This window comes from Streptomyces sp. HNM0645 (genome assembly GCF_030056615.1).
GTDB classification, from domain to species: Bacteria; Actinomycetota; Actinomycetes; order Streptomycetales; family Streptomycetaceae; genus Streptomyces; species Streptomyces marianii.
The window spans coordinates 11,597-34,762 of record NZ_JASHLT010000065.1; the positions used below are offsets into that span (position 1 = coordinate 11,597).

At 72.4% G+C, this 23,166-nt stretch carries 24 protein-coding genes and 2 pseudogenes; 15 read left to right on the forward strand and 11 right to left on the reverse strand.

All coding sequences use genetic code 11. From position 1 onward, the window contains the following. Positions 1 to 93 precede the first annotated feature (93 nt). Entirely contained in the window at positions 94 to 1,140 is a 1,047-nt protein-coding gene (locus QMZ92_RS32440; protein WP_283301155.1) for a class I SAM-dependent methyltransferase, read from the forward strand. Between the two features lie 123 nt (positions 1,141 to 1,263). On the opposite strand, the gene QMZ92_RS32445 is transcribed toward QMZ92_RS32440, so the two are convergent. Continuing rightward, positions 1,264 to 1,527, reverse strand: a complete 264-nt coding sequence (locus QMZ92_RS32445; protein ID WP_283301156.1) for a GlsB/YeaQ/YmgE family stress response membrane protein — start codon at positions 1,525 to 1,527, stop codon at positions 1,264 to 1,266. A 293-nt stretch (positions 1,528 to 1,820) separates the two neighbouring features. Next, positions 1,821 to 2,228, reverse strand: coding sequence for a MerR family transcriptional regulator (locus QMZ92_RS32450; RefSeq protein WP_283301157.1), 408 nt, complete (start codon positions 2,226 to 2,228; stop codon positions 1,821 to 1,823). 424 nt (positions 2,229 to 2,652) lie between these two features. Between QMZ92_RS32450 and QMZ92_RS32455 the strand changes: the two genes are divergently transcribed. Next, positions 2,653 to 4,143, forward strand: coding sequence for a SulP family inorganic anion transporter (locus QMZ92_RS32455; RefSeq protein ID WP_283301179.1), 1,491 nt, complete (start codon positions 2,653 to 2,655; stop codon positions 4,141 to 4,143). 263 nt (positions 4,144 to 4,406) lie between these two features. After that, positions 4,407 to 4,901 carry a hypothetical protein gene (locus QMZ92_RS32460; protein WP_283301158.1) on the forward strand — a complete coding sequence of 165 codons (495 nt, stop codon included), beginning with the start codon at positions 4,407 to 4,409 and terminating at the stop codon, positions 4,899 to 4,901. Between the two features lie 276 nt (positions 4,902 to 5,177). On the opposite strand, the gene QMZ92_RS32465 is transcribed toward QMZ92_RS32460, so the two are convergent. Both QMZ92_RS32465 and QMZ92_RS32470 read right to left on the reverse strand, forming a co-directional pair. Continuing rightward, a complete protein-coding gene (locus tag QMZ92_RS32465) occupies positions 5,178 to 5,978 on the reverse strand; it encodes a DUF1206 domain-containing protein (RefSeq protein ID WP_283301159.1) in 801 nt (266 codons plus the stop codon). Positions 5,979 to 6,297: 319 nt separating this feature from the next. Further along, positions 6,298 to 7,017, reverse strand: a complete 720-nt coding sequence (locus tag QMZ92_RS32470) for a restriction endonuclease (protein ID WP_283301160.1) — start codon at positions 7,015 to 7,017, stop codon at positions 6,298 to 6,300. Positions 7,018 to 7,260: 243 nt separating this feature from the next. Between QMZ92_RS32470 and QMZ92_RS32475 the strand changes: the two genes are divergently transcribed. Next, positions 7,261 to 7,479, forward strand: a complete 219-nt coding sequence (locus tag QMZ92_RS32475) for a hypothetical protein (protein ID WP_283301161.1) — start codon at positions 7,261 to 7,263, stop codon at positions 7,477 to 7,479. A gap of 43 nt (positions 7,480 to 7,522) precedes the next feature. Here QMZ92_RS32475 and QMZ92_RS32480 read toward each other — a convergent pair. Beyond that, positions 7,523 to 7,851, reverse strand: a pseudogene (locus tag QMZ92_RS32480) (DUF5713 family protein). A gap of 19 nt (positions 7,852 to 7,870) precedes the next feature. Here QMZ92_RS32480 and QMZ92_RS32485 point away from each other — a divergent pair. The 3 genes from QMZ92_RS32485 to QMZ92_RS32495 all read left to right on the forward strand — a co-directional run bounded on the left by QMZ92_RS32485 (position 7,871) and on the right by QMZ92_RS32495 (position 10,831). Then, on the forward strand, positions 7,871 to 8,962 hold the full coding sequence (locus QMZ92_RS32485) for an NAD(+)/NADH kinase (RefSeq protein WP_283301162.1): 1,092 nt from the start codon (positions 7,871 to 7,873) through the stop codon (positions 8,960 to 8,962). Between the two features lie 565 nt (positions 8,963 to 9,527). Next, on the forward strand, positions 9,528 to 9,854 hold the full coding sequence (locus QMZ92_RS32490) for a hypothetical protein (protein ID WP_283301163.1): 327 nt from the start codon (positions 9,528 to 9,530) through the stop codon (positions 9,852 to 9,854). Positions 9,855 to 10,021: 167 nt separating this feature from the next. Continuing rightward, a complete protein-coding gene (locus tag QMZ92_RS32495; RefSeq protein ID WP_283301164.1) occupies positions 10,022 to 10,831 on the forward strand; it encodes an SGNH/GDSL hydrolase family protein in 810 nt (269 codons plus the stop codon). A gap of 63 nt (positions 10,832 to 10,894) precedes the next feature. On the opposite strand, the gene QMZ92_RS32500 is transcribed toward QMZ92_RS32495, so the two are convergent. Continuing rightward, positions 10,895 to 11,119 carry a response regulator transcription factor gene (locus QMZ92_RS32500; RefSeq protein ID WP_269732062.1) on the reverse strand — a complete coding sequence of 75 codons (225 nt, stop codon included), beginning with the start codon at positions 11,117 to 11,119 and terminating at the stop codon, positions 10,895 to 10,897. Between the two features lie 330 nt (positions 11,120 to 11,449). Between QMZ92_RS32500 and QMZ92_RS32505 the strand changes: the two genes are divergently transcribed. From QMZ92_RS32505 to QMZ92_RS32520, 4 genes are all read left to right on the forward strand, one after another. Then, positions 11,450 to 12,460 carry a glutathione S-transferase family protein gene (locus QMZ92_RS32505; protein ID WP_283301165.1) on the forward strand — a complete coding sequence of 337 codons (1,011 nt, stop codon included), beginning with the start codon at positions 11,450 to 11,452 and terminating at the stop codon, positions 12,458 to 12,460. Positions 12,461 to 12,805: 345 nt separating this feature from the next. After that, positions 12,806 to 13,201, forward strand: coding sequence for a TOBE domain-containing protein (locus QMZ92_RS32510; protein ID WP_138056985.1), 396 nt, complete (start codon positions 12,806 to 12,808; stop codon positions 13,199 to 13,201). A gap of 92 nt (positions 13,202 to 13,293) precedes the next feature. After that, positions 13,294 to 14,100: a molybdate ABC transporter substrate-binding protein gene (modA, locus tag QMZ92_RS32515; protein ID WP_283301166.1), complete on the forward strand. Its 807-nt coding sequence runs from the start codon at positions 13,294 to 13,296 to the stop codon at positions 14,098 to 14,100. A gap of 183 nt (positions 14,101 to 14,283) precedes the next feature. Continuing rightward, on the forward strand, positions 14,284 to 16,227 hold the full coding sequence (locus QMZ92_RS32520; protein WP_283301167.1) for an ABC transporter permease: 1,944 nt from the start codon (positions 14,284 to 14,286) through the stop codon (positions 16,225 to 16,227). A 41-nt stretch (positions 16,228 to 16,268) separates the two neighbouring features. Here QMZ92_RS32520 and rpmE read toward each other — a convergent pair. The 3 genes and pseudogenes from rpmE to QMZ92_RS32535 all read right to left on the reverse strand — a co-directional run. Continuing rightward, positions 16,269 to 16,442: pseudogene (gene rpmE, locus QMZ92_RS32525) on the reverse strand (50S ribosomal protein L31); the annotation flags it as partial. Between the two features lie 224 nt (positions 16,443 to 16,666). After that, a complete protein-coding gene (locus tag QMZ92_RS32530; protein ID WP_283301168.1) occupies positions 16,667 to 17,017 on the reverse strand; it encodes a DUF6204 family protein in 351 nt (116 codons plus the stop codon). Between the two features lie 61 nt (positions 17,018 to 17,078). Beyond that, positions 17,079 to 17,258, reverse strand: coding sequence for a hypothetical protein (locus QMZ92_RS32535; protein WP_283301169.1), 180 nt, complete (start codon positions 17,256 to 17,258; stop codon positions 17,079 to 17,081). Positions 17,259 to 17,502: 244 nt separating this feature from the next. Between QMZ92_RS32535 and QMZ92_RS32540 the strand changes: the two genes are divergently transcribed. Both QMZ92_RS32540 and QMZ92_RS32550 read left to right on the forward strand, forming a co-directional pair. Beyond that, positions 17,503 to 18,345: a hypothetical protein gene (locus tag QMZ92_RS32540; RefSeq protein WP_283301170.1), complete on the forward strand. Its 843-nt coding sequence runs from the start codon at positions 17,503 to 17,505 to the stop codon at positions 18,343 to 18,345. Between the two features lie 345 nt (positions 18,346 to 18,690). After that, the gene (locus QMZ92_RS32550; protein ID WP_283301171.1) at positions 18,691 to 19,251 is read left to right on the forward strand and encodes a nitrobindin family protein; all 561 of its coding nucleotides are present in this window, start codon (positions 18,691 to 18,693) and stop codon (positions 19,249 to 19,251) included. An 89-nt stretch (positions 19,252 to 19,340) separates the two neighbouring features. Here QMZ92_RS32550 and QMZ92_RS32555 read toward each other — a convergent pair whose 3' ends face one another. Then, positions 19,341 to 20,189, reverse strand: coding sequence for a class I SAM-dependent methyltransferase (locus QMZ92_RS32555; protein ID WP_283301172.1), 849 nt, complete (start codon positions 20,187 to 20,189; stop codon positions 19,341 to 19,343). A 243-nt stretch (positions 20,190 to 20,432) separates the two neighbouring features. On the opposite strand from QMZ92_RS32555, the gene QMZ92_RS32560 reads away from it, so the two are divergent. Then, positions 20,433 to 20,753, forward strand: a complete 321-nt coding sequence (locus QMZ92_RS32560) for a sugar phosphate nucleotidyltransferase (RefSeq protein WP_283301173.1) — start codon at positions 20,433 to 20,435, stop codon at positions 20,751 to 20,753. Further along, positions 20,750 to 21,652, forward strand: coding sequence for a dTDP-4-dehydrorhamnose reductase (gene rfbD / locus QMZ92_RS32565; protein WP_283301174.1), 903 nt, complete (start codon positions 20,750 to 20,752; stop codon positions 21,650 to 21,652). The genes QMZ92_RS32560 and rfbD overlap by 4 nt, the downstream gene beginning before the upstream one ends. Positions 21,653 to 21,740: 88 nt before the next feature. Here rfbD and QMZ92_RS32570 read toward each other — a convergent pair whose 3' ends face one another. Continuing rightward, a complete protein-coding gene (locus QMZ92_RS32570; RefSeq protein ID WP_283301175.1) occupies positions 21,741 to 22,283 on the reverse strand; it encodes a tetratricopeptide repeat protein in 543 nt (180 codons plus the stop codon). Positions 22,284 to 23,166 lie beyond the last annotated feature (883 nt).

The following is a 23,166-nucleotide window of genomic DNA, read 5'->3' on the forward strand; positions in this document are numbered from 1 at the left end:
ACGACGATAGTCCGTGCGAGGGCCGTGACAGGCGACGCGCCGAGGCTTTCTGGCGTGGCCGGACCGGCCGGTCGCGGGAGGAAGGAGTCAGTGATGGATCAGGACAACGTGACGGCGTTCCTGGAGCGGTTCGTGAGCGACCTCGGTGCCACCGGTGCCGCGGGTTCCGTGGTGATCGGCCACCGACTCGGCCTCTACCAGGCCCTCGCGGACGGCCCGGCGACCCCGGAGCAGTTCGCCGAGCGCACCGGATGCCACCAGCGCTACCTGACCGAATGGCTGTGCGGCCAGGCGGCGGGCGGCTACGTCGACTACGACCCGGCGACCGGGACGTTCTCGCTGACCGAGGAGCAGGCGTACTGCCTCGCCGACCCGGAGGGCCCCAATCTGGCTGCCGCGTTCCGCGTGGTGCTGGGCTACCTGCGGGCCGAGCAGCGGATCACCGAGGCGTTCCGGACAGGTGAGGGGGTCGGCTGGCACGAGCACGACGAAGACGTCTTCATCGGGTGCGACGCGTTCTACCGGCCCGGATACGCGGCCGAACTCGTCCGTACGTGGATTCCGGCGCTGGACGGGATCGACGCCAAGCTGAGCGCGGCCGGGAGGGTCGCCGACCTGGGCTGCGGCCTCGGCTCGACGTCGCTGCTCATCGCGGAGGCCTACCCGCGTACCACGGTCTCCGGCTCCGACTACCACACCCGGTCGGTCGAGCTGGCCCGTAAGAAGGCCGCCGAGGCGGGTGTCTCGGACCGCGTGTCCTTCGAGGTGGCCACGGCGCAGACCTTCACCGGTACCGGATACGACCTCGTGGCGATGTTCGACTGCCTCCACGACATGGGCGACCCGGTCGGCGCCGCGCGCCGGGTGCGCCGGGCCCTGGCTCCCGACGGCACCTGGCTGCTCGTCGAGCCCGCGGCCTCCGACCGCATCGAGGACAACCTCAACCCCGTCGGACGGCTGTTCTACAGCGGTTCCACGTTCCTTTGCGTGCCGAACGGCCTGTCCCAGCCTGGCGGCTACGCCCTCGGTGCCCAGGCCGGCGAGACGGCGATCCGCCGGATCGCCACGGAGGCCGGCTTCACCCGGTTCCGGAAGGCCGCGCAGACCGGCTTCAACGCCGTGTACGAGATCCGGCCGTGAGCCGCCCCGGCTCCGTCCGTCCACCGAACACCCGGTGACCGGTCACCGGACCCCACGCAGACGTGAGCCCCTGCGGAATCGCACCGCAGGGGCTCACGTCTGCGTGGGGTCCGGAAGTCGAACTCAGCGCAGTGCCCTGGCACGGTCGAGGGCGGCGACACCGACAGCGGCGAGGCCGATCTGGATGAGCCATTCGATCCAGTCGACGCCGTCGGTGTCCGCGACACCGAGAGCCGCGGCGACTGCCGTACCGACCAGTGCGGCGACGATACCGACGAGGATCGTCCACACGATGCCGATGCGCTGCCGCCCCGGCAGCACGAGCCGTCCGAGCACACCGATGACGACGCCGATCACGATTGCGCTGAGGATGCCGGAGATTTCCATCGTTGTCCCTCCCGAGGGGTCCTGGACTCCGTATGCCCCTCATCGCCCGGCACACGCGTGCACCGGTGCGCCCGCGAGCCGCCACGGGCGGTCGACGCGTCCACCGCCCGTTCGCCCTCAGCAGCCGGGCCCCGACCGGGCCGTGGTCCGCCGCCCTGAAGCAGCCGTGCCGCGGCCTCCGCCACGGGCGGTGAGGCCGCGGGGACGTGACCGGCCGGGACGGGCACGGGCCGCTCCCGCTCGACCCTCGGGACCTGACCGAGAGCCGCCAGGCGCGCTCCGGACTCCGCCCGCTACGCCGCCGGGGCGTTCTGCTCCAGGCGCGCGCCCAGGGTGGCGGCGAAGTCCTCGGCGCGGGCGAGTTGGACCCGCAGCTTCTCCACCTGCTCGGTGGCGGCCTGCTGGTACCTCCGTACGCGGTGCAGGAGGGCTGCACGCTCGTCGGCCTCGAGGACGGTACCGGCGTCGAGGCGGTCGGTGGCTTCCAGCAGGTCGCGCATCTGCTCCAGGGTGAAACCGAGCGGCTTCATACGGCGGATGACCATGAGTCGGGCTACGTCGGCTTCGGTGTAGAGGCGGAAGCCGCCCTGGGAGCGGGCGGAGGGAACGACCAGGCCGTTCTCCTCGTAGTGACGGATCGTGCGCAGGGACAGCTCCGTACGCGCGGCGACCTCGCCGATCTGCATGTGCCTGCCGTTCACGCCCGTGATCCTCCGGCCCTTCTCGCCGTCGGCGGTCTCGGCCCGGAAGGGCGCCGCCGATCCCTACTCTAACGTTAGGGTAGAGTTGCTGGCGGTGAGAGCGACCTTCCGCTCCCTCGCCGCTGCCGTGTCGGGGCCGATGGCGCCCCCGGCGAGGATCCGAGTTCCTGCAGGAGAGAAGTGTGCGCGAGCCCATGATGCCCGGCGCCGCCGCCTGCCCGCCGTGACGCTTCGCCCTCGGGCGTGAGGCAAGGCCGCACAGGCCCCGCTCCGTCCTCCTTCGATCTCCGGCTCCGCATCGCGCGGAGCCGCCCTGCGGGGTGCCGGCCCGGCTTCTCTGCATCCTCCCGCGCGCCCCGGCCTGCCGTAGGGGTGTGCCCGAGCACGACAGGTTCCTTCTCCCTTGTCTTCCGCTTCCACTGCTCTGCCCCCGGCCGCGCGTCTGCGCGGCCTGAAGCCCGACTGGATCGCCGACCCGAAGGCCTGGCGCACCGAGGTCCTCGCGGGACTGGTCGTCGCCCTCGCGTTGATCCCCGAGGCGATCTCGTTCTCGATCATTGCCGGTGTCGACCCGGCGATCGGCCTGTTCGCCTCGTTCACCATGGCCGTGGTGATCTCGATCGCCGGCGGCCGGCGGGCGATGATCTCGGCCGCGACCGGCGCCGTCGCCCTCGTCATCGCCCCGCTCAACCGTGAGCACGGTCTGGGCTACCTGGTCGCCGCCGTCATCCTCGCCGGCGTCTTCCAGGTCGTCCTGGGAGCGCTCGGGGTCGCCCGGCTGATGCGGTTCATCCCGCGCTCGGTGATGGTCGGCTTCGTCAACGCGCTCGCCATTCTGATCTTCATGGCCCAGATCCCCGAGATGACCGACGTGCCGTGGGCGGTCTACCCGCTGGTCGTCGGCGGCCTCGCCATGATGGTGTTCTTCCCGAAGATCACCACCGTGGTCCCTGCGCCGCTCGTGTCGATCGTCATCCTGACCGTGATCACCGTCGGCGCGGCCGTCGCGGTGCCGACCGTGGGCGACAAGGGCGCCCTGCCGTCCTCGCTGCCGGTACCGGGCCTGCCCGACGTGCCGTTCACCCTGGACACACTGACGACGATCGCCCCCTACGCGTTCGCGATGGCGCTGGTCGGGCTGATGGAGTCGCTGATGACCGCGAAGCTGGTCGACGAGATCACCGACACCCACTCAAGCAAGACCCGGGAGTCCATCGGCCAGGGCATCGCCAACATCGTCACCGGCTTCTTCGGCGGTATGGGCGGCTGCGCCATGATCGGCCAGACGATGATCAACGTGAAGGTCTCAGGGGCCAGAACCCGCCTGTCGACCTTCCTCGCGGGCGCGTTTCTGATGGTGCTGTGCATCGTCTTCGGCCCGGTCGTCTCCGACATCCCCATGGCCGCCCTGGTCGCCGTCATGATCATGGTGTCGTTCGCGACGTTCGACTGGCACTCCATCGCGCCGAGGACCCTCAAGCGGATGCCCGCCGGCGAGATCGCCGTCTTGGCGATCACCGTCGCCTGTGTGGTGTCCACCCACAACCTGGCCATCGGCGTGGTCGTCGGCTCTGTCACCGCCATGGTCATCTTCGCCAAGCGCGTCGCCCACCTCGCCGAGGTCACCGCCGTGATCGACCCCGACGGCACCACGGTGGTCTACCGGGTCACCGGGGAACTGTTCTTCGCCTCCTCCAACGACCTGGTCGGCCAGTTCGACTACGCGGGTGATCCGGACAGGGTCGTCATCGACCTCAGCGCGGCACACGTCTGGGACGCCTCCTCCGTCGCCGCCCTCGACGCCATCGAGACGAAGTACGCCCAGCGCGGCAAGACCGTCGAGATCACCGGCCTGAACGACCCCAGCGCCGACCTCCACGGCAAGCTCACCGGCGAACTCTCCGGCAGCCACTGACACACGGCATCCGGACGGTGAGAGGACCCCGGCACCGGGTCCCTCTCACCGTCCCCCAGGGCGAGGCCTGTCCGTTCGCCGCAGCCGTACGGGGGACAGGGCCGTCACGGGGCGACCGCCGGTGCCGGGGTGGAAGGGGTTGTACCGCGGGCAGCCGGACGGATGAACGGGCACATTCTCAGTGTTTCGGAATTGAATCCACGTCAGGCCGGAGGCGATTCTGTGCCGCATCCGAGGAGCCGACGGCATCAGGCGAGGAGAACATGCTTTCCCTTCCCAAGTGGGGCGTGGTGGCGGCCGCGGCATTGTCGGTCGCCGCCCTCGTCAGCCCCGTCTCCGCATCCGACAACCCCTCCGCCCCGTACCGCACCGCGGCACAGACCCGTGTGCAGGTCATCAGTCTGACGTCGACCGGCACAGGAACGACGATGGTCGACAACGGAACCCCCGGACCGGGGCTCGGCGACCAGATCATCATCACCGCCGATCTCTTCCGCAACGGACGGAGCTACGGCACCGAAGCCGCTGTCTGCACCCGGGTGGCACCCGCGACCACGCACTGCACCGGCACGTTCAGCCTCCCTCTCGGCCAGGTGACCTGGCAGCATCTCAAGACCACTCCCGTGGGCACCCCGCCCAGCGACTTCGACGTGGCCGTCACCGGCGGTACGGGCGTCTACCGGACCGCACGCGGCCACGCCCACATCGGCCGCATCGCCGAGGAGGGCGGCTCCTTCACCCTGTACCTCGTGCGCTGACCTCCCCGCCCCCGCCCCCGGCGTCTGCCGTCTGCCGGGGGCGGGGCCCGTTCGGCGTGCGGTGGGATGGCGTGTTCGAGCCGTCGGTGCGGGTGGTCGCGGGCCCGACCACGCGCACCCGCGGGATGGCACGGGCAGACCCACCCGCGCCCGTCAGACGTCGGGTAGCGCGTTCCCGCGGTGGTCGCCATGGGCCCGCTCCGCGACGGCGCCGCAGCCTCCGCGACGGCGCCGTCCCGATGGCGCAGACATGGGCCGGGGCGCGGCCGGCCGGTCTCAGACCCTGCGCCACCGGGCCATCAGGAACGAGAAGACACCGAACAGGACCAGCCCCGTGGCCGTCGCGACCAGCAGCCAGGGACCCGCGGCCGTCGTGGCGAAGGTGCGGAGCGTGTCGTCGAGCCCCTTCGCGTCGGACGGGTCGTACGTGATCGCCGCACGAGCGGCGAAACCCCCCGCCACCGCGAAGACCAGACCCCGGGCGATGCCACCGGCCACGCCCGCCACGTCCACGGCCTGCCGGGACCGCCGGCCCATGGCCCCCGTCCTGAGGTGCCTGCGGTACTTCCGCAGAGCGGCACGCACACCGATCCACCCACCCGCGCAAGCGATCCCGACACCGCCGAGACCCACGATCCACTGGCCGGCCGGAAGTTCGAGGGCCCGGGCGGTGATGTCCCGCGACTGCTGGTCGCTCGAACCCGAGCCCCGTTCGCCGACGGCGAAGGCCAGCACCGAGTAGGCGGCGAATGCGTAGAAGACACAACGCGCCGCCGACAGGGCGCGCTTGCGGGCCTTGCGTCCCTCGGGGCCGGCCGCTCCGAGCGCCGCCTCCGACAGCCGCCAGAGCGCCATGCCGATCAGACCGCCCCCCACGGCCCACAGCAGAACCGCGCCGAAGGGCTGAGCGGACAGTTCCTCCAGCGCGCCGCCGCGGTCGGCCTCACGGCCGCCGTCCGACCCGAAAGCCACCTGCAGGGCGAGCACACCGATGAGCAGATAGATCAACCCGCGTGCCGCGAGCCCCCAGCGTGCTCCGGTCTCCACCGCGTCGCTGCGTGCCGCGCGGTGTGCCATCGTGCGGCTCCTGAATGTCAATGCGCGTGCATTCATGTCCCTCGCTTGCCCCGAAACTCCAGGAAGAACGCGGTGACTTCAGGGCGCGCGGGCCGGGGAAGGCGCGGATGTCCCGCGGAGCGTGAACGGGCACGGCACGGGGCCGGAGCCCGAGCACGGCGGTCCCCGCACACAGGCGGGCGGACAACGCCGGGGCGAGGTGCGGCACCGCCGACGGACCCACAGGAGGCCGTGTGCCGGACACCACCGCAACGGCGCGGCAGGGGATCCGGGGTGTCACGCCGCCGCACCCCGCGCCGCGATCGCGTCACCGCGTGCATCAGGGGTTGCCGCCATGCCACGGGGCGGGGGACGTGCCGTCGGCCCATGCCGTGAGAGCGGTCTGATCCAGGCAGCGGATGCCGCACTGCTCCGCGTAGTCCGCTGCGGGACCGGTGAACCCACCCGTGGTCACCACGGCGGCGACGTCCGCCTCGTGCACGGCGAAGCAGGTGCCGCCGAAGCGCTGCATGTCCTGCGAGCCGACCTTGTTGACGGGCCCGTACCGCTTGCACTGGATGACCACACGCCGCCCGTCCGGCGCGACGGCCAGCACATCGGCGCCGAGGTCCCCGCTGCCACCGACCACTTCGACGTCCGTGCAGCCGTCGCGCTCGCACAGCGCGGCGATCGCCAGCTCGAACGCCTCGGCGTCCATCGCCGCGAAGTCCCGGCCGCTCTCGGCCAGTGCCGCTGCCTCAGCGGCCCGGTCGGCACCGGTCACCGGCCCGGTCTCGCACTGCTCGTCCGGTACGGACTCCGGGTGCGGAACGGTCCGCCGCCCGCTGCCGGCACCTCGCAGCCCGAGGAGCCCGAGGACCGTGCCGATCAGCACGACACCTCCGAGCGCCCCGCCCACACCGGCTGCCTTCACCAGCGACTTGAGCATCAGGCCGCACCCGCAGAGCACGGCCCCTGTCAGGGCGAACCACAGAAACGTCTGCCTCATGCTGAAGACGGCTCGATCGGCGGACCGCGGACGCCGGACGGGTATCGTCATGTGCAGCGCTCACCTCATTCGGGATCGGCTCATTCCAAGATCGTCCCGATCCCCTCTGCCCCGTCCTCGCCACCTCTAACAGGCAGGTTTCTCCTCGGTCGGCCTTCTCGCCGCGCGGACCGGCGCCCCCACCTCCGCGGGTGGGCAGCGGATTTCGGGAACTCCCTCCGTCTCCCGAACGTCATGCCGGGGGAGACCGACGTTCCTTGATGCGACGTGCGATGCCGACGGAGGAGATCTGTCATGGGGGAGAAGGACCCGACGAAGGTGGAGACCGTGCTCGCCGACGGCAGGCGGATGACGCTGTCGCTCCCGCCGACCGGGGCGCAGTGGGCCGCCGACGGCATCGACGCCCTGCGTGCGGTCCGCCCCACGCACACCGGCCGCGGTGGGGAGCCGCCGGCCCTCCCCGCACGGCCCGTGCTGCCCCTTGAGGTGGCACTTCTCGGTCTGGGAGCCTGATCCGCCTCCCCCTGCGCGTCGCCGGGTCCGCCCGCCCGGCCGCTCACCAGTCCCTGGTGGCGATCAACTCCTCCACGTCCGCCCCCGCGAGCCTACGCCGACGCAACGAACCAGAAGTTCTCGGCGATCTCCTCCCGGACCACCACCGCTTCGATCTCACTTCCGGCCGCCGCGAACTCGGCGTCCGGCAGGTTGAATTCCTCGGTCGACGCGTGAGTGAGCCCGTACCGGCCCGCCAGATCCGACGGCCGTTCCGCCTCGATCCGCTCACAGAGCCGCAGGAGGATCGCTCTGCCCTCGTCGACGAACGTGATCCGGAGAACACGCGTCGCGCCGGCGTCCCGGCTGGTGCTTGTGCGCGCCGGCACCCAGCGGTCTAGCGTGGAAGACGATGCCCTTGAACCGGCTGGGACTGGTCGTCCACCAAGGCCGCCCCGCCGCCGTCGCGGCGGCGCGGACGGCTCGGGCATGGTGTGCCGCACATGGCGTGAGCTGCACCGACATCGACGTGTGGCGGGAGGGGGAACCGAGACGCGGGGGGCAGGCGGAGGCCGACGCCGCGGGCCACCCGGAGCTGATCATCACGTTCGGGGGCGACGGCACCTTCCTGCGGGGCGCCCGTATCGCGGCCAAGGACGGCGCGTCCGTCCTGGGGGTGAACGTGGGCCGGGTCGGCTTCCTCACCGAGATCACCACCGACCAGGTCGAGGAGGCCCTGGACGTCCTGCACGGCGACGAGGCCGTGATCGAGGAACGCATGGTGCTGACCCTGCGTGCGTCACGCCCGCTCCGCACGCCGGTGGGCCTGGACACGCTGCTGTGCTACGGACGCGGTCCCGTGCTCCCGGCCCCGGCCGTGCGCCCTGAAACGGTGGAAGCGGTGGACTGGGGCGTCGCGCTGGACGTCACCGCGGTGAACGACGTCGTCCTGGAGAAGCTCGCCCGCGACCGGCAGGCGAGCGTGGCCGTCTATCTGGCGGGGCAGCTGCTCGCCTCCTACTCGGCCGACGCGGTAATCGTGGCCACCCCCACCGGTTCCACCGCCTACAGCTTCGCAGCGGGAGGGCCGGTGGTGGACCCGGCCACCGACGCCATCGTCTTCACGCCGGTCGCTCCCCACATGACTTTCGGCAGGACGGTCGTCGCCGCCGCCGACGAAGCGATCGCGATGCGCGTGCTGCCGCATTCGGGGCGGGTGGCCGTCAGTATCGACGGACAGCACCGCGGCGTGCTGGACCCCGGGGACTGGGTCGCCGCCTACCGTGCGCCGTACCGGCTGCACCTGGCGCGCCTTGCGCCCCTGGAGTTCTACCACCGGCTGCGTGAGCGCTTCGATCTGACCGACGCCCCGGCGGCGGCCGTCGACCAGGCGCCGCTCTTCCACCGACCCGACACCCCGCCGCCCGACGACCTTGCCCACCTGCGTGATCTGCGCAGGCCCTTCCGCGATCGTGCCGTCGACGAGGCGCGTCGGGCGCTCTGACACAAGCGGCTTCCGAACACCACCGGGCTGCGGGAACGCCGCTGGTTCGCCGGCCGTGGAACCGGAAGGCCGCCGAGCCGAGTCGGCTCGTGGAGCGAGGGGCCGACGCCCCGCGCCCCGTGCGCCCCGCGGAGCCCGCCGCCGTGCGTCGCCACCCGTGCTGCTCATGGGCAGGCCGGTCGATTCGACCCCCGGTCCCTACCGCCCCTGCGGGTCCTGCGCGACCGAGGGGCCCGCACGGGCGGGAAGGGCGCAGCGCGATGGTGCCCCTTCCGGCCGGCGGCCGTTCACCGGTCCTCGTCCGCAGGTGGGCGGACGCAGGGCGACCGTGACGGGCTCCGCCGCCTCGGCGACCGCACGACGGGCCGCGCGAACGCCGATCACCGCGTCCGTCGCACACATGCGCACGAGTTCACACCGGATGCGATCGACGACGCCGTTTGCACCGTCTCCGTCGGGCAATCCGTCACATGGGTTCCGGAACGAGCCGCGTACGCAGGTGGCCGCCGGGTCCCGCACGGCCGACAGCGAGACCCGCACGGGCGCGAACCGGGGGAACCACCGCATGCAGACAGACGGCCCGCCGGACGGAGTCCCCGGCCGCACCCGCGGTCCACGCGTCGCCGAGTTGGCCCTGTGCGGCGTACTCGCCACGGCCCTGCTCCTGAGTGCCGTCGAGGCAATCGCTCAACCGGCGGCGCCCTGGTGGCCCTTCGTCTGGCAGAACGCCTGGACCCTCAGCGCCGTCACCCTCGGCTGCTGGGCCGTCCTGCGCATCACCGAGAAGGCCGACGCCCGCGACGCCGAGCGGCGCGACGGGACACCGCCGCAGCACGGTCCCGCGTCACAGGACCGCGACGACGAGCCCCCGTCGCAGTGCTCCGGTCCGTGAGTCGGTCCACAGCGTGCACACGGGCCCCCGCCCGTGGATCCGCGAAACGCCCGCCGTTCCCCGCGGACACCGTGGTAGTCATGAATGTGCGTAGTCACATTCATGACTATGCTGAGCCCGCTCGTTCGTCTGCCCGTGGGGACGGGCATTGCGAGGAGGGGATTCCCATGTCCGGTGCCGAACCGCGCCTGCTCCGCTACGTCGCGCTGGGTGACAGCCAGACCGAGGGGCTGGGGGACGGCGACGACGTCTCCGGGCTCCGGGGATGGGCCGACCGGCTCGCCGAGGAGCTCGCCCGGCACCACCCCGGTCTGCGGTACGCGAACCTGGCCGTACGGGGACGTCTGGCCGGTGAGGTCCGTGCCGGGCAGCTCGCTCCGGCCCTCGCCCTGCGCCCCGATCTCGTCACCGTCGTCGCCGGGGTCAACGACCTGCTGCGGCCGCGGTTCGACGCCGACGAGGTCACCGGTCACCTCGAGGCGATGTTCGCGGCGCTCACCGCGGAGGGTGCCCGCGTCGCCACCCTCACCTTCCCCGACATCGCACGCGTCATCCCGCTCGCCCGGCCGCTCGGTTCCCGTGTGACCGCCCTGAACGACGGCGTTCGCCGCGCGGCCCGGCGCCACGGTGTGGTGGTCGCCGAGACCGGCCGCCATCCCGTCGTCGCCGACCCGCGGCTGTGGAGCCCGGACCGGCTCCACGCCAGTCCCCTCGGTCATCAGCGGATCGCCGCCGCCATGGCGCAGGCCCTCGCGCTGCCCGGCAGCGACGACACCTGGACGCGCGCCCTGCCCCCTCCGGCCGCTCCCCTCCCTGCCGGATGGCGGGCGGCCGCCGCGGAGTTCCGCTGGGCCGCCGGGTACCTCGGCCCCTGGCTGGGCAGACGCCTGCGCGGCCACTCGTCCGGTGACGGGCGTACCGCCAAGCGCCCGCACCTTCTGGCGGTGGACGGCCCGACCGGTTCCGCAGAGCTCTGAGGTGCGGAGGTGCGGCCCCCTGGTTCGTCGTCCCCGTCGCGGCCGGGCGCCGTCCTCGGGGCGTCACAGGCCGAGGGAGATCGCCAGTCGGGTGAGTTCCGCGGTGGTGTTGATGTTGAGCTTGGCGCGGATCCGCCGGAGGTAAGCGTCGACGGTGTGCTTGGAGAGGCCCATGTGCCGGGCGGTCTGAACGTAGGTACGCCCTGCGGCGATATGTCGCAGAGTCTCGCGCTCACGCGGGGCCAGGGCGGGGGTTTCGACGTCCGGGGTGGTGAGGGTGAGGCTCATGGGATTTCCTCCGGCGAGATCGGCTCGGTCCTCACTGCTCACACCCTCGGAAGCAGAGTGGGCATATGCCCGAAGAGTGCGTTTTGCCCTCTTTCCAAAAAGGTTGCGGGCCTGTCTTCACCGTGATGTCCGTCGACTGTCACAGGCGCGTCACAGGGGATCCCGTCGACGCATCACGACCCCGATGTGCGGGGGAGCGGTGTGCGCCGAGGGGGCGAGTGGGGCGGTGAGGTCGTCGGGTCGGGCCGGTGCGGACTCGAATGCGTCGGCCACGTCCTTCCGAAGACCGCGCAGACGTTCGTCAAGGCCGCTGACGGGTAGTGCGATCAGATGAGCTACGTGAACCCCGGCGGGGAATACGCGCGGGACAGTCGGTACATCACCACGAGGATCACCGCCGACGGACGCGACGGCTTCCCGGTGGAGGCGGGCCGCTACCGCCTGGTGGTCAGTCGCGCCTGCCCGTGGGCCGGTCGCGCGGTGATCGTGCGCAGGCTTCTCGGCCTGGAGCGGGCGCTGCCGATGGCCGTCGCCGGGCCCACGCACGATGAGCGCAGCTGGACCTTCGACCTCGACCCGGGCGGACGCGACCCGGTCCTCGGCATCGAGCGGCTCCAGGACGCGTACCTGGCCCGGGACCCCGGCTACGACCGGGGTGTCACCGTCCCGGCGATCGTCGATGTGACGACCGGCAAGGTGGTCACCAACGACTTCGCGCAGATCACGATCGACATGTCCCTCGAGTGGGCGGCGCACCATCGCGCGGGCGCTCCCGCGCTGTACCCGGCCGCGTTGCGCCCGGAGATCGACGCGGTGAACGAGGCCGTCTACAAGGATGTGAACAACGGGGTCTACCGGGCCGGGTTCGCGGGCTCGCAGAAGGCGTACGACGCCGCGTACGAGCGCCTGTTCACGCGCCTCGACCGGCTCGCGGACCGGCTGGAGCGGTCGCGCTACCTCGTCGGCGACACGGTCACGGAGGCCGACGTACGGCTGTTCACCACACTGGTGCGCTTCGACGCCGTCTACCACGGCCACTTCAAGTGCAACCGGCGGAAGCTCTCGGAGATGCCGGTGCTGTGGGCGTACGCACGGGACCTGTTCCAGACGCCGGGTTTTGGTGACACGGTCGACTTCGACCACATCAAACGGCACTACTACGTGGTGCACCGCGATATCAATCCGACCGCAATCGTTCCGGTCGGACCGGACCTGTCGAACTGGCTCGAGCCGCACGACCGTGCGGCCCTGGGCGGAACCCCCTTCGGTGACGGCACGCCGCCCGAGCCGGTCGCGCCCGAGGAGGCGGTGCCGGACGGCCACGCCCCTCTCGCTGCGTGAGTCCCGCGCGCCCCTGAGTCCGCAGCTCTGCGGCAGCCACCCGGGACCGGCAGCCGCACGGCCCGCAGCGGCCCGCGACACGGCTGCTGCCCGCGATCGGCGGTCGGCGGTCGGCGGTCGGCGGTCGGCCGGAGCGTACCCGCGGTGCCGCCGGTCTCCACGTCGCCCGACGGTGACGTCATCGCTCGGGCCACCGCCGCTTCCGGGTGCCCGGCGGTCCTGCCCGGGGAGCCCCGAGAGCCGTGTTCTGCCGCGTCGTTCGTTTCTCCAATGCATCTCGCACATGCCTTCTGCATCGCACGAATGGTTTGCAGATAAGAGGCTGAGAGCTCTACCGTGGCGCGTATGCAGTCCTACACCATCGGACAGGCGGCGCGGCTGCTCGGCGTCAGCCCCGACACCGCGCGCCGCTGGGCGGACGCCGGCCGGATCGCGACCCATCGCGACGAAGGCGGGCGACGCCTCATCGACGGCCGGGATCTGGCCGCCTTCTCCATCGAGCTCGCACAGTCCGGCGGAGTGGAGGAGGACACCTCGTACACCTCCGCGCGCAACGCTTTCCCCGGCATCGTCACCGCCGTGAAACTCGGCGACGTCGCGGCACAGGTGGAGATCCAGGCGGGGCCGCACCGGCTGGTCTCGCTGCTCACCAGGGAGGCCGTCGAGGAACTGGAACTCGAGGTCGGCATGCAGGCCACCGCCCGTGTGAAGTCGACCAGCGTGCACATCGACCGCGCCTGATCCGCGCGCACCACGGCGGCGTCGCCGCCCCGGCTCAGCAGGACCCGTACCGACGGCCGACGCGCCGCCTCCGCCCGAGGAGCCCCAGCCTCATGTCCCTCACCCTCGCCCGACACCGCGCGGCCGCCGCACTCCTGACGGCAGCCCTCCTCGTGCCGCTCGCCGCATGCGGCAACGACGCGGCGAACTCCGAGAGCGGCACCCGGGCCACACCGCTTGCCCCCGGCGACTCCGCGGCAGACCTCACGGTGCTGGCCGCCGCCTCCCTCACCGACGTGTTCAGGGCCGCCGGCGCCGCCTACGAGAAGTCCCACCCCGGCACGCGGATCACCTTCTCCTTCGCCGGGTCGCAGGAACTCGCCGCGCAGGTGAGGCAGGGCGCACCGGCCGACGCCCTGGTCACCGCCGACACCAAGACCATGGACGGGCTCAGGGCCGACACCGGTACGCCGGAGATCATCGCCAGGAACCGGCTCGTGATCGCCACGGCCGAGGGCAATCCGGACAGGATCGACGGCCTCGAGGACCTGGCCGATCCCGGACTGAAGGTCGTGCTCGCGGCACCCGAGGTCCCGGTCGGGCGCTACAGCCGGAAGATCCTTGACGCCCAGAAGATCACGGTGAAGCCGGTCTCGCAGGAGCCCAACGTGCGGGCCGTGCTGAGCAAGGTCGAGCTCGGCGAGGCCGACGCCGGGCTCGTCTACAGGACCGACGCCGCCACCGCACCGGGCAAGGTCGACGCCGTCGAGATCCCCGACGCGCAGAACGCCGTCGCCGAGTACCCGGCCGCCACCCTGAAGACCTCGAAGAACGCCGAGGCGGCCGCGGAGTTCGTGGCGTGGCTCGCCTCGCCCGAGGCGCAGAGGATCCTGGGGGACGCCGGTTTCCAGCGGCCCTAGGGCGTGTTGCGAAAGTCCCTCCCGGCCCGCTCCCGCCCTGTCTGCGGACGACGCTGCTTTCGAAACATGCCCTGGCCCCGGAGCCGTCGTGAGGGTCCGCCCGGTCACGGGCCCACGGGCAGGCCCCTTGCCCCCGCCCCTCCTCCCCACCCCGCCCGGCCGCCTCGATCCTGGACCACGCCGATGCCACAGCTCCGTCGCCGCACAGGCCACCGCTCCCGCCCGCCGCTCGCCCTGACGGTCCCGGCCCTGCTCGCCGTGGCGTTCCTGCTGCTGCCCCTCGTCGGCGTCCTCGCCCGTACGCAATGGGGCGAACTCGCGGACCATCTGACGACCCCGGGCACCCTGGAGGCGCTGCGCCTCTCCCTCCTCGTCTCGTTCTGGGCACTGGGGCTGTCCCTGCTGCTGGGGGTGCCACTGGCCTGGCTCCTTGCCCGCGTCCCGTTCCGCGGCAAGGCGTTCGTGCGTTCCCTGGTGCTGCTGCCCATGGTGCTGCCGCCGACCGTCGGCGGTGTCGCGCTGCTGCTCGCCTTCGGCCGGCGGGGTCTGCTGGGGCCGCCTCTGGAGGACTGGTTCGGCATCACGCTGCCCTTCCACACCTCGGGCGCGGTGCTCGCGGCAACCTTCGTCGCGATGCCCTTCCTGGTGATCAGTCTGGAGGGGGCTCTCGGCGGGCTGCGTCCGCGCTACGAGGAGACCGCGGCCTCCCTCGGCGCCTCGCCCGTGCGGGTGTTCCTCACCGTGACCCTGCCCATGGTCGCGCCGGGACTCGTCGCGGGAGCCGCCCTGACCTGGGCCCGGGCCCTCGGCGAGTTCGGCGCCACCATCACCTTCGCGGGCAATCTCCCCGGCACCACTCAGACCCTGCCGCTCCAGGTGTACCTGCTCCTGCAGGAAGCGCCCGAGGCCGCCACCTCCGTCTCCCTGCTGCTGCTCGCCATCGCGATGCTCGTGCTCATCGCGCTCAGGGGACGCTGGAGCGGAACGCCCACCGACCACGACCGCGCCGCGAAGCCCGTCACGAACGCGGCCGAGACCGCCGCCACGGACGGTCCGGAGGCCGCCGTTCCGCCCCCGGCGGACACCCGGGAGGTCTGGCCCCTGCACGCCCACGTCACCGGCTTCAACCAACTGACCCTCGACGCCGGCCCCGGCACCACCATCGCCGTGGTCGGCCCCAACGGCGCCGGCAAGACCACGCTGCTGCGCGCGCTGCTCGGCCTCACCCCCCGCGCGCACGCCCGGCTGACGCTGGGCGGTACGGACGTCACCGGACTCCCGCCCCACCAACGGGGAGTTGCCTGGGTGCCCCAGGACGGCGCGCTGTTCCCGCATCTCACGGCCCTCGCCAACACCGCCTACGGGCTCCGCGCCCACGGCACCCCCCGCGCCGAGGCGCGCCGCGAGGCCCGGCAGTGGCTGGACCGGCTCGGCGTGGGGCACCTCGCGCACCGGAGACCCGCCCAGTTGTCCGGCGGCCAGGCCCAGCGCGTCGCCCTCGCCCGCGCCCTCGCCGCACGCCCCCGCGCGCTGCTGCTCGACGAACCCCTCGCCGCTCTGGACCAGACCACCCGCGCCCACGTCCGGCACACGCTCCGCCACCATCTCGACGGCTTCGGAGGCGTCTGCCTGATCGTCACGCACGACCCCGTCGAGGCGGTCGCACTCGCCGACCGCGTCCTCGTACTCGACGAGGGTCGGGCCCTTCAGGACGCGTCGCCCGCCGAGGTCAGCCGCCACCCCCGTTCCCCATGGGTCGCGCGCATGCTCGGCCGCAACGCCTGGGCGGGCACCACCACGCCCCAGGGGCTACGGCTCTCCGACGGAGGCACCCTCGTCGTCGCCGACCCTCTTCCGCCGGGCACCGACGCTCTGGCGGTCATCGCCCCCGAGGCCGTCTCCGTTCATCCGGAGCGGCCGTCCGGCAGCCCTCGCAACGTGTGGCGCGGCACCGTACGCGAGATCACCGCCAGCGGCAGCAGGCTCCGGGTCCTGATCGTCTCGGACACCGCCCCCGACCTGGTGGCAGAGATCACCCCGCAGGCCGCGGCCGAACTCGGCCTCGCCGACGGATCGACGGTGTGGACCAGCGTGAAGGCGACCGAAACGACTCTCGTGCCGCGCTGAACGTCCGCGGCGGCGAACCGAGGCGGCGCCCGGGGCGCCGGTCAGCCGGGGTCCCCGGCGGCACCGGGAGTGTCGCCGCGCCCGCCGCCGCAGCGGCGTTCGAACCGGGCGATGCGGCCCTCGGAGTCAACCGTCCGCGCCTTGCCCGTGTGGAAGGGGTGGCTCTCCGAGGAGATCTCCACATCGACGACCGGGTGGGTCCGGCCGTCGTCCCACTCGCCCGTCACGCCCGCCGCGAGAGGACCGGGACGACTCAGCGTGCCGCAACCGGTGTGCTGTACGCCCTCCGGGCCGTGACGTCGCCCGGCCCCGCGACGCGACCGGCCTCCGCGTGCTCGGCTCCGTACGGCGAGTTCCTTCCGTGAGCCCGCCGCCGCCAGGGAGTCCGGCAGGGCACGGAAGGCGGTCCGCCGGCTCACGCGTCCACGGGCGGCCGACCCTACTCCGCGTCGATACCGGTGATCACCGGTTGCCCCAGGGGCACTTCCTCCTCCGAGACCCCCACCGACCTGAGCGCGTCCGCGGCGAGTTTTCGCGCCTTGGCCTCTGCGGAGGCGTTGTCATGGGCCTCGACCTCGAGGCGGAGGCTGAACGCGGGGGAGTCCGGATAGAACGTGAGGATGTCGAGGTCCTCGGCCGCGCCGAAGTCCGTGGTGCGGGGGTCGGCCGGCCTGAGGGCCCGGACGAGCTCAGCGCGGGCCGACGCGGAGAGCTCCTTGAGGAAGGTGCCGGGAATGGTGACGACGTAGACGGTCATGCAGATGGCCTTCCCGGTCGTGCCCCGGAGCACGCCATCCTTCTCGTCCGCGCTCCCGGCGCGCCGGGAGCATCGGTGCGGGCCGGGCACGGAATCACCCCCCGCTCTCCCGTTCGGTTTCCTCGACCGCCGTGGTCGCCTCGGCTGCATGCCGGCCCGCCGCGTTCCCCTCGCGCCCAGGGAGGCTGACGTCCTCGCGGCCGGGGCGGCCCGGGGTCCCACGCCTGTCCTCCCCCAGCCGTCCGAACTCCTCGGTGTTCCGGTCCTTCCCCATGTCAGGCACCTTCCTGCGGCCGCAGGCAAGGCCGGGCCGCGCACGGTTCCAGCAGAACACGGCGGCCGGGTGGGTGCACGTCGCCGGACGTGTCCACCAGGCCACCACGGCAGCGCCGAGAGCCGCGTGGCGACGATCCACTCCGGCTCGTTGTCAGCGGGCTTCTGTGACGCCGGCGGAACTGGTGGCACCATGGCGGTACGCACCGGTCCGCGACCGGCTCCACCTCTCCTGGGGCGCACGTATGAACACCTGGCTTCCGTTGCGGCACTTCGCCGCGGCAACAGCGGCCGCCCTGGCCCTGATCGGCTGCAGCGGTGCCGGCGGGTCCCCGAGCGCATCGGGATCGACGTCCGCCGCACCGGGGACTGCCGCGCCGTCGCCCACGACGCCCGTACGCACGCCGCCGACGGCGGACCCACCGACCTCGTCGCGCACTCCCGCCGCACCGACGCAGACTCCCAACGTCGCGCCGCCGCTGGGCTCGTGGAGCCTCCAGCCGGTGTGGCCCTTCACCACGCTCGCTCAGGCCGAGGCGTGGGAACGTTCCTATCGTTCGGGCGGTCACCAGCCGTGGCACCTCGACCCCGATCAGACCGCACTCTCGTTCACCCGTGACTTCCTGGGCTTCGAGGAGATCGACAGAGTCACCTCGAGCAAGGTGAGCGGCAGGCACGCCCGTGTCGGTGTTGCGCCCACCGGGCCGGAGGGCGGCACCGCCGCGGTGATCCACATGGTGCGCTTCGGCACCGGCGCGGACGCCCCCTGGGAGGTCGTCGGCACCGACGACACGACGTTCTCCCTCACCACACCGGCGTACGGGGCGCTCGTACGCTCCCCCCTGGTGACCGGCGGCAGGATCACCGGAATCGACGAGAGCATCCGTGTCCAGGTACGCCAGCCGTCGTCCGACGCGCCATTGGGAACCTCCAAGTGCTGCACCCCCGCGGGCGGCGACGACCAGCCCTGGAACGTCACGGTCCCCTTCTCCGGGGCCCGGGACCCCGTGCTCACGGTGGTGGCCTCCACCGGTGGACATGTCGCCGCCGTGGAACGCTTCACCGTGACGGCGGTGCGCACCCGCTGACCTGCCGAGGCATCCCCGCGCTCCACGGACGTTCACCGCCGTGCGTGCGGTGCGTGCCCTCGGATGGTGCTGAAACGGACTCACTTCAGCCGTGACGTCCATGACCGCACCCGGCGCCACGGGGCGGCGGCCCTCCGTCCGACAGGCCGTGTCCGGGTCGCGACGCGGCACGGCCCCTGGGTCGGAACCGGCCACTCCTATGGCAGCGTCCTGGCGGGGCAGCGCCCCGAAGAGGCGGCGGTACTCCCGGCTGAACCGCGAAGGGCCGTCGTAGCCCACACTGTGGGCCCACACGAGCGACGTCCTAGGCTTCCCCCGGCACCCCGCCCCGACCCAGGAGCACGCATGGCCTTCGAGCCCGTCCGGCAGCCCCCGTACCCCGACGCCCTCCGACCGGAGGAAGCGCCCGAGCCGCACGTGCTGCTGGCGCCGCTGGTCGGGTTCCTCGGCACCTGGCTCGGGCGAGGGCACGGCGGATACCCGACACTCGCCGACGACTTCGCGTACGGGCAGGAGGTCACGTTCAGCCACGACGGCCGGCCCTTCCTCCGCTACGAGGCGCGCGCATGGCTCCTCGACGCGGACGACACCCCGCTGAGGCCGGCGGCCCGGGAGAGCGGTTGGTGGCGGGCCCAGCCCGATGGGCGCGTGGAGGCGCTCATCACCCAGCCCACCGGTGTCGCGGAGATCCTGGTCGGCCGTGCGGACCGGGGCGTGGTCGATCTCACAACCCATCAGATGGCACTCGCGCCAACGGCCAAGGAGGTCACCGCCACCCGCCGCCGCTACACCCTGAGGGACGCCGAGACGTTCGACTTCGTCCACAACCTCGCGGCGGCCGGCCGGCCGCTGCAGCACCACCTTTCGGCGCGGCTTCGACGCGGGGACCGGAACAGGGCGTTGTGATCACGGACGTTGGTCGCCTCGAAGACATCGGGCCCCCGCCGTACCGGGTTCGCATGTCCGCCGAGTTCCCGGAGCCGGGGATCCTCGCGTCAGCTGCGGTGTGCCGTCACGAGCAGATACTCCCAGTCCATGGCCAGACCGCCTTCGGCGCCGTCCGTTGCGGAAGCCTGGTCGCGTGCCAGCGCGGCCAGCTCCTGGTCCAGCGCCGCGACGCGCTCGGGGGCGTCGGCGATGTTGCGGTAGACCGCGATCGTGGGCCCGTAGTTCTCCTTGAAGTAGTCGCCCACTTCCCCGGGGGTCGTGAACCGGTCCACGCGGACGGTGCCCCGCCGGGCCTGTACCGAGGTGACGCGCTCTCCGAGCAGTGCCCGCACATGTCCCTCGTCACCCCACAGAGGCGGGGGCTGCGCACCGGGCGGCGGTGGGGGAGCGTAGGGCTTCATCGTCGCGAACATGCGGCCGATGAAGCCTTCGGGGGTCCAGTTGAGCAGCCCGATCGTGCCCCCGGGCCGGCAGACGCGCAGCATCTCGTCCGCGCCGGCCTGGTGGTGGGGTGCGAACATGACTCCCACGCAGGACATGACGGTGTCGAAGACACCGTCGCCGAAGGGCAGCGCCTCCGCGTCGGCCTCGCGCCATTCGAGCTCCGCGCCGAGTTTCTCCGCGATCCGTCTGCCGGCGTGGAGGAGGTCGGGCGTCAGGTCCGAGGCGACGACTTCGGCCCCGGCCAGCGCCGCCGGGATCGCGGCGTTGCCGGTGCCCGCCGCCACGTCCAGCACCCGCGTTCCGGCACGGATGCCGCAGGCGTCCACCAGCGCCGTGCCGAGTGCCGGGATCAGCTGGTCCGCCACCGCGGCGTAGTCGCCCAGCGCCCACATCGCCCGGTGTTTGGCCTTCACGGCCCGGTCGGCGTCGCTCGCGCCCGACGCGTCGCCCATGACGGACACCTCCCTCGCCATACTGCCGCCGGAGCGTACGAGACGGCCCTGCGGCCACGTCGTCCTGTCCCATCATCCGCCGCGGACGCTTCCGGCGCCGTTCGACGAGGGGGAGGGGCGAGGGGGCGGCGGGCGCGCCCCGGCCCCGCGGCTCGCCGACCTCCGTGTGGAGGACCCGTTCCCGCGACCGCCGCGTGCCGCGTCCCCGCTTGTGAGGCGGGGGCCCTTGCGTTTTCCCCGTGCGTGGAGCTCTGCCGGCCGGGGAGCGGTGGGGCGAGGCTGTGGTCGTTGACCCGCTCGGTGTCCAGGCAGCTACTGCCGGTGTTCGACGAACCGATGGTCTACTGCCCGCTTTCCACGTTGGTGAGGGCGGGCGTCTGCGAAATCCTGGTCGTCACGGCCCCGGATCAGCAGGACCAGTTCCGTCGGCTGCTCGACGACGGCAGCCGACTGGGCCTGCGGATCACCTACGCGGTGCAGGAGCGGCCGACAGCCACCGTCGCCCGGGACCGGGAGAACCGGGCCCGGTGGGAGCCGCTCAAGGCCGGGGCGGCGCCGCGATGACCACGAGATGGCTGGTGACCGGCGCAGGAGGGTTGCTCGGCCGCGACGTCCTCACGGAACTCGCCGCCGACCGGGGCGTCGACGTCACCGGACTGACCCGGCACCAGCTCGACGTCACCGACCCGTCCGCCGTGTGCGCGGCCGTTGACGGGCACCGCGTGGTCGTCAACTGCGCGGCGTGGACGGACGTCGACGCCGCCGAGGCCGCAGAGGAGACGGCAACCGCCGTCAACGGCACGGGTGTCCGCCATCTCGCGCGCGCGTGCGCGGACAGCGGGGCCCTCCTGCTGCACCTCTCCACCGACTACGTCTTCCCCGGCGACGCCCACGATCCGTACGCCGAAGGGGCGCCGACCGCCCCCGTCAACGCCTACGGGCGGAGCAAACTGGCCGGGGAGCGTGCGGTGGCCGAACTCCTGCCCGGCACCGGCTACACCGTGCGCACCGCCTGGCTCTACGGAACCCACGGGCGCAACTTCGTGACCACGATGCTCGAACTGGCCCGACGGCGCGAGACGCTGGACGTGATCGCGGACCAGCACGGTCAGCCGACCTGGTCCCGCGCACTCGCCCGCCAGCTGACCGCGCTGGGCCGCGCGGCCCTCGCCGGTCTGGCCCCGGCGGGCATCTACCACGGCACGGCGGCCGGCCGCACCACGTGGTACGGGCTCGCCCGGGAGACCTTCCGGCTGAGCGGTCTCGACCCCGAGCGGATCCGCCCGGTCGGCTCCGCCGCCTTCCCGCGTCCGGCCGCCCGGCCGGCGTACGCGGTGCTGGGGCACGGCCGCTGGCCGGCCGCCGGCGTTCCCTCCCAGCCCCGGTGGGACGACCAACTGCCGAAGGCCCTGAACACGCCCGCGTTGGCCGCACTGGCCGCCGCGGCACGCACCTCTCGCTGACGCCGGACCCGGCGGTACCATCAACGGACCGGTGGTGCCCGGTCCCTGCCCGGCCGGCGTCGGTATCGCGTCCGGCGTCGTCTGGTGGCTACCTGTCCGCGCTCGTATCGGACGAGGGGCTCGGCCGCGTGGTGTCCCGGAACTTCTTCGGTACCTGGGAGTGCAACGACGGATCGGCCGCGACGGCACGGCGGTAGGCGTCCCGCGCCTCGCCGTCCCGGCCCTTCCGCGACAGCGTGTCGCCGAGCTGGAGATGGGCCGCCGACGCCTTCGGATCGTTGGCGACGGCCCGCTCCAGCAGCGTGATCGCCCGGTCGGGATCACTCGTCTTGAGCAACACGGCCTGGTTGAAGAGGGCCGAGGCGAACGAAGGGTCGATCTTCAGCGCGGCGTCGTAGGCCCTGAGGGCGTCGGCCGGCCTGCCGTCCCGCGCGGAGACGACGCCCACGTTGTACCAGGCGAGCTTGTTGCGCGGTTCCATCTCCAGGACCCGCTTGAAGGTGGCCTCCGCTCCGTCGAAGTCCTTGTGCTGCGCCTGCACATGGCCGGCCTGCAGCAGTGCGTGCGCCGTGAGCGGGGTGAGGGGTGCCTCTTCGGACTTGCCGTCCGGGGCGGTCGCGGGGTGGGACATGACCGCCCAGGTGACCGCCCCGGCGGCGACCGCGGCCGATGCGCCGAGGCCTGTCCACAATCGCCAACTTTTCACTTGGTCACATCTCATGGAGTGGGAGCGGCCGTCCGGCTGCCGCCGGACGGCCGCAGGAGGGATGTCGGGGGACGGTGCCGACGGGAGGGAACCGGAACCACCGTCACTGCCGCCAAAGTTACGAGGTGACCCGGTAGTCGTCAGCTGTCATGGGCACTTGAGGCGAACAGACCACCCGAACGTACGCACTCCGGTACCGGTCGAACGGTCCGGATCTCGGTCGCGACGGGCGTCCAGGGCCCGCGGTCCACCGCTCAGGGAGGTTCCCGAGGTGGTCGACGGTGCCGGCCGGAGCAGAATGGGAGAAGTCTCCGGCATGTCCTGCGGCGCGTCGACGCCATGGCCGCCGGCCGGCTCGGGAGCCGGACCGCTTCGGCAGGCCGTCGGCCGGGGCGCGGCACGCGGCACGTGCGGCCGCCCGGACAACGAGCCGGTCGGTCCTGGTGGTCCGGCTCGGTTTCCCGGAACTCACCGGCCGGGACCACGTCCGTCACCACCTCCTCCGGGGGTGCGTGGTTCGCGGCAGGCCGGGTCCCGCACCCGGTTCGGGCCGGGGAGCGGGAGACGGGACCCGCCGTGGCGCGGGCTTGCGCCGCGATCCTCCTGAACGCAGACAGCATCCATAGCGCTCCCGACAAGCAGGGCTTGATCAAGTTCCCTGAGGGTTCGGGTTGTTGAAGATGCCCAGGATCGGGGGTGCTCGTTCGGGTTCGTGGCGGATGGCTCGGGTGGTTTTGGCGATGTTGTCGGCTCCGAGGAGCTTGAGCGTGCCGATGGCGAGGTTGCGGAGGGTGGCCATGGTGCGGGG